Below are 5,169 nucleotides of genomic sequence, written 5' to 3'. Positions count from 1 at the left end.
CAGCATTGTACAAATCTTTATGAAGTTTGCGGTGGTAGTGCAACATTTCATTGACTTGCTTATTAGGATATAGTCTGAAAGTCGCTCTACGTAACGCCATTGATAATTACCTCTCATTCACTTTCTTAACTTATGCTATACTAGCATTGTAAATTCGCCGACAACCTAATATTTTGTCAAAAACTCAACTGTCCTCAAAATTCTTTTACTGCAAGTAAAAACATTTTTTGAACGTTTTGTTTTTGACTTGCTTACATCCCCACCCTATGAGTACATTGAGGGTGGGGAATTACGCAAAATAGTTAAAAAATAGTGCGTGCGTGTGATTATTATCCAAACCAGTTAACATCAATTCAGCACAAACTCACAAAAAATAGTAGCAAAGACAAGGTTTCTGTTAATGAATAGCATAAAGTGGCTTTTTTCACAAACTCAAATAATTACTAATTGGAAACGGTTAGTGTCGAAATGCTTATTGCTGCTTGTTTGCCTATTCATAATTAGTATGCAGCCAGCATTAGCAGGTATTAAAGATGACCGATATGATGGCAATATTTTTGTAATTTATGCTGGTAATGGTTCTCTCGTTCCCTCCAAAGAAACTCTAGCACAGGCATTAGCAGAACATAAACCAGCCATAGTAACATTCTACATTGATGATAGTAGCGATTGCAAAAAATATGCGCCGGTTGTTTCCGAGATGCAAGCATTCTATGGTCGCGCCACAGAAATCATTCCTGTCAGCGTTGATACTCTTTTAACTAAGAATACCTATCAACCCACAGAAGCGGGATATTACTATGGAGGAAGTGTTCCTCAAGTTGTAGTTTTTGACCAGTCAGGTAAGGTAATCTTGAACAAAAAAGGTCAAGTACCTTTTGAGGAAATAGACGACAAATTGAGAGAAATATTTGATTTATTACCCCGCACTGAGTCAGTCGAGTTAAAACGACGTTCACCTAAAGAATTCAGCAGTCAGTTAGAAGACCAATAGAAAGCATAAGTCATACATCATACCTCGTTCCCAGTCTCTGACTGGGAATGCTATCACAGAGGCTCTGCCTCTATTATTATGGAGGGCAGAGCCTTCTGAATTCATTCCCATACAGAGGGAACGAGAAAAGCATAAGTCATACATCATACCTCGTTCCCAGTCTCTGACTGGGAATGCTATCACAGAGGCTCTGCCTCTATTATTATGGAAGGCAGAGCCTTCTGAATTCATTCCCATACAGAGTATGGGAACGAGAAAAGCATAAGTCATACATCATACCTCGTTCCCAGTCTCTGACTGGGAATGCCATCACAGAGGCTCTGCCTCTATTATTATGGAGGGCAGAGCCTTCTGAATTCATTCCCATACAGAGTATGGGAACGAGAAAAGCATAAGTCATACATCATACCTCGTTCCCAGTCTCTGACTGGGAATGCTATCACAGAGGCTCTGCCTCTATTATTATGGAAGGCAGAGCCTTCTGAATTCATTCCCATACGGAGTATGGGAACGAGAAGAAACGAGAAAGTATGGGAACGAGAAAAGGAGAAATACATTATTTCACTGAGAAAATTGCCGTTTTAAAGCTGTAAAAACTGGACAAGGGGCTGATGTTTGTAAATTCTCCGGTTTATTCCAAGTAAAAGGTGCTTTTTGAGCCGCAGACATCCATAAGAGTCTTTTGGCTCTAGTCATGGCAACATAAAGTAACCGATACTCTTCGGCAATTTTCAGGTATTTTGATTCTTCCCAGGCTGGGTTAATATCCGGTATGGGTTTTTTGTGAAGTCCGGCACGAATTTGGGCGCGGGCAACTTCTGATAAAGTAAAATCACCTAAAAATTGTCCTTGGGAGGGAATCCAAAATCGTCCAGGAATTAAATTTTCATGGAGAAAAGGCAAAAATACATAATCCCAGTCTAGCCCTTTGGCTTTGTGCATGGTGATAATTGTTAATTGTCCGGCTTTGGTATATTGTGCTTCTACATTTTCTGGTTCTACAGATTCAAATCTTTCGGAATTGACAATTTCACTTAAAGTTGAGATCATTGCCCCCATAGAACTATTACCAAAAATTTGCAGATTTACCCGTTCTGCAAGTTTGTCAGCAGTGGCTAATTCGGCTTGATCATATTTTAAGGTTAAGGCGAAAAAAGAAATTATTTGATAAAATGGTAATTCTAAATAAGCCCTGAGTAAACTCCGACAAAGATGAGCCGCTTTTTGGACTGTTTCTGTTTGGGGTGTGGCTAAAGGACCCGGATATAGAAATTCTTCAGGTAAACTAGCTAGAGTATTAATATCTTGGGTAGGAATTAATTGTCGTTCTACAAGGACTTCTAAGGTAGCTTTGAGATAATCGGGAGAATGGGGGCGATCGCAAAACTGCAATAATGATAGAATTTCTTGAGGAACATGAGAACGGCGTTCCTTTTCTCCCACATCATAAAGTTTAATTTTATGTTCTTCACATATTGGTTCTAAAGCCGCAGCTAACCATCGTCCTTGGCGATTTTCTCTCACTAATATCGCTGCACAAGCTTGGGGATTTTCCCTAAATAACTCAATTACTCTTTGGGAAAGTAATTCAACTGTATGATGAATATCTCTAGGGGTATGAAGTTCTAAACCCTGTCCCACAGGTTGAGGATTGCCATTTTCTTGCTTAACTGGGTGAATTTTTTGATTTCTAAATGGTGCTTGTCTATGTTGAGTTTTGGCAAAATCTTGATTATTGACCCATTCTAAAGCAAAGTTAGCTGCATCAATAATTATTTGTGTACTGCGCCCAGCTTGATCCATTTGGGCTAGTCTATCTTGAATTTGACAATCTTCGCAAAATTCCCGAAAATAAATCGGGTCAGCAGGTGTAAATGTAGAATTAATGGCTTGATTAGGATCACCAACTCTGATTAAATTCAAAGCTGATTTATCTAATTTATCTGCATATTCTTGACTAGCGAGTATTTCTAATAAATCTGTTTGTAATGGACTAGAATCTTGAGCTTCGTCTTCAAAAACAGCAAAAACTTTATTTTGTTCAATGCGGCAGGTGCTAGGATTTCGCAAAACTTTTAAAGCCCCTAATATCATATCATCGTAATCAATAAAGTCTTGTAACTGCATGATTTTTTGATATTGTTCATATAATCCAGCGGCTATTCTTAAAATGTCATATTTATTATGAGTTTGTTCACTCCACTTTAATAAATCTGCTGGCGATATTCCCGAACTTTTGGCTTCATGAATCACCGTATAAGCTAAATCTGGTAATATTTCCGTTCGCAGCACCGATTGACGACGGAGTTTTTCGGTTTCTTCTCCATCAAATTGCTTTCCTGCAAGTAAGCGTAGATAAATTTCTGGATAATTAGCAATCCATTGTTCTACTGCTGTGCGAATGAATTTATGACTTTGATTTGGTGTGATTAAAGTCGAATTTTCTAATTGTAAACCCGATAAATGAGGATGACGACTAGCAATAATTAAAGCTAAACCATGCAAAGTATAAACTGCAAATCCTGTTTGTGGTAAAGATAATTTCTTTAAGTTTTCCCGAATTTTAAGTTTAATATTAGCAGTGGCAGAACGGGTAAAAGTAACAACAATTAACTGTTTATAATCCTGATTGCCTGTGTTTAAATAATCCTCATATTGACGAGCAATGGCGATCGCTGCTGCTGCCGCCATCCCCGTAGATTTGCCCGCCCCAGGCACAGCAGACACAGCCAATGGTCCCCATCTCCAATCCGCCATTTGCGTTTGTCCTGGGCGCAGTTGGGCGCGAATGGTGGCGATATTCTCTTTTAACTTAATCAGTGGTGATTGGTCATTAGTCATTAGTTTTTATACAAGCTGTGTAATTTGATTTAAGTTAATATCCTCAATTAGAGGAGTAGGTTCATTACATCATACGGAGCGCTGGGCGATCGCTTTCCCTCCTATTATTGCTAAACTAAAATAAACCTCACACCAGCAGGAGGACATAATGACTTTTACAACTGATGTCCAGGAAGATCAAGACTTACGCCCTTATCCAGAAACCTCTCTTCCAGACCACACTCAACTCCCAGAGTCGGACGGTACATTTGTGTTAGCGAAGCGTACCGTAGGTCAAAATTGGCAAGAACATCCTCAAAGCATCTTACTGACTGACTCCATTACACCCATCCTCAAGAAATTAAATCCTGATGGTCAATATTGTATTGGACAGGATTTAGGTATTTATTGGCGTATTACTGAACCACCAGAAAAAGGTGCAGAAGCGCCAGACTGGTTCTATGTTCCCAATGTACCACCTTCTTTAAATGGTAAAACCCGACGCTCCTATGTCCTTTGGCAAGAATATATTTCGCCGTTAATTGCGTTAGAATTTGTTTCTGGGAATGGTAGTGAAGAAAGAGATAAAACGCCTTGGAAGGGTAAATTATGGATTTATGAACAGGTGATTAAACCGGCTTTTTATGGCATTTATGAAGTGAATAAAGCCAGTATAGAAGTTTATGAATTAATTGGTGGAAAATATCAGTTATTGCCAGCAAATGAACGAGGACATTATTCAATTACAGCTATGGGTGTGGAGTTAGGTTTATGGCAGGGAGAATATCAGAATATGGAATTACCTTGGCTGCGGTGGTGGGATTTGCAAGGCAATTTGTTATTGACTGGTAATGAAAGAGCCGAACAGGAAACACAAAGAGCAAATCGTTTGACTGCACAATTACGGGCTTTGGGGATTGAACCGGAAGCGTAATATTAAATTAAATGTAATGGTGACGGTTTTGGATTTAATGGAAGTAAAAACAAATAGCCCGACTGAGAATGAATTCCCAGTCTAATAGCAAAAGTCATCTAAAGATGACTAAATTTGATATTAGGCGTTAAAACTAATTCTCTCATTAATCTTCTGTTAAACTTGCCTGTAATTCAACAATAATACTCTCCATAGATTGAGGTTTTAATTCTCCTCTGTGAAAGGCTGAAATCGCTTTTTTTGCATCTTCAGCAATTTCTTCACGACGAGATTCAATCATTTGATTTTTAATAATTTCTAATAACATTTCTCTTTGTTCAAAAGGAAGTTGATTAACAGTTGAAATTGCCTCTTCTAGTGTTACCATAATTTAGGTTTTCTTCATTTAATTGACTTTCTTTAAATAGATTATAACTTATGG

General features: G+C 38.3%; 4 protein-coding genes. 2 read left to right on the top strand and 2 right to left on the bottom strand.

Going from position 1 to position 5,169, the window contains the following annotated elements; translation table 11 throughout:
* Positions 1-400 precede the first annotated feature (400 nt).
* Positions 401-994, top strand: coding sequence for a thylakoid membrane photosystem I accumulation factor (locus IQ228_RS20590; protein ID WP_027402840.1), 594 nt, complete (start codon positions 401-403; stop codon positions 992-994).
* A gap of 561 nt (positions 995-1,555) precedes the next feature.
* On the opposite strand, the gene IQ228_RS20585 is transcribed toward IQ228_RS20590, so the two are convergent.
* The gene (locus IQ228_RS20585) at positions 1,556-3,835 is read right to left on the bottom strand and encodes an ATP-dependent helicase (RefSeq protein WP_193964216.1); all 2,280 of its coding nucleotides are present in this window, start codon (positions 3,833-3,835) and stop codon (positions 1,556-1,558) included.
* Positions 3,836-3,983: 148 nt separating this feature from the next.
* On the opposite strand from IQ228_RS20585, the gene IQ228_RS20580 reads away from it, so the two are divergent.
* On the top strand, positions 3,984-4,748 hold the full coding sequence (locus IQ228_RS20580; RefSeq protein WP_193964214.1) for a Uma2 family endonuclease: 765 nt from the start codon (positions 3,984-3,986) through the stop codon (positions 4,746-4,748).
* Between the two features lie 145 nt (positions 4,749-4,893).
* On the opposite strand, the gene IQ228_RS20575 is transcribed toward IQ228_RS20580, so the two are convergent.
* Entirely contained in the window at positions 4,894-5,115 is a 222-nt protein-coding gene (locus tag IQ228_RS20575; protein WP_193964212.1) for a hypothetical protein, read from the bottom strand.
* Positions 5,116-5,169 lie beyond the last annotated feature (54 nt).

The organism is Dolichospermum sp. LEGE 00246 (genome assembly GCF_015207865.1).
Classification (GTDB): domain Bacteria; phylum Cyanobacteriota; class Cyanobacteriia; order Cyanobacteriales; family Nostocaceae; genus Dolichospermum; species Dolichospermum heterosporum.
Note: the sequence above shows the minus strand (reverse complement) of the source record. Positions and strands in the feature narration are given on the sequence as shown.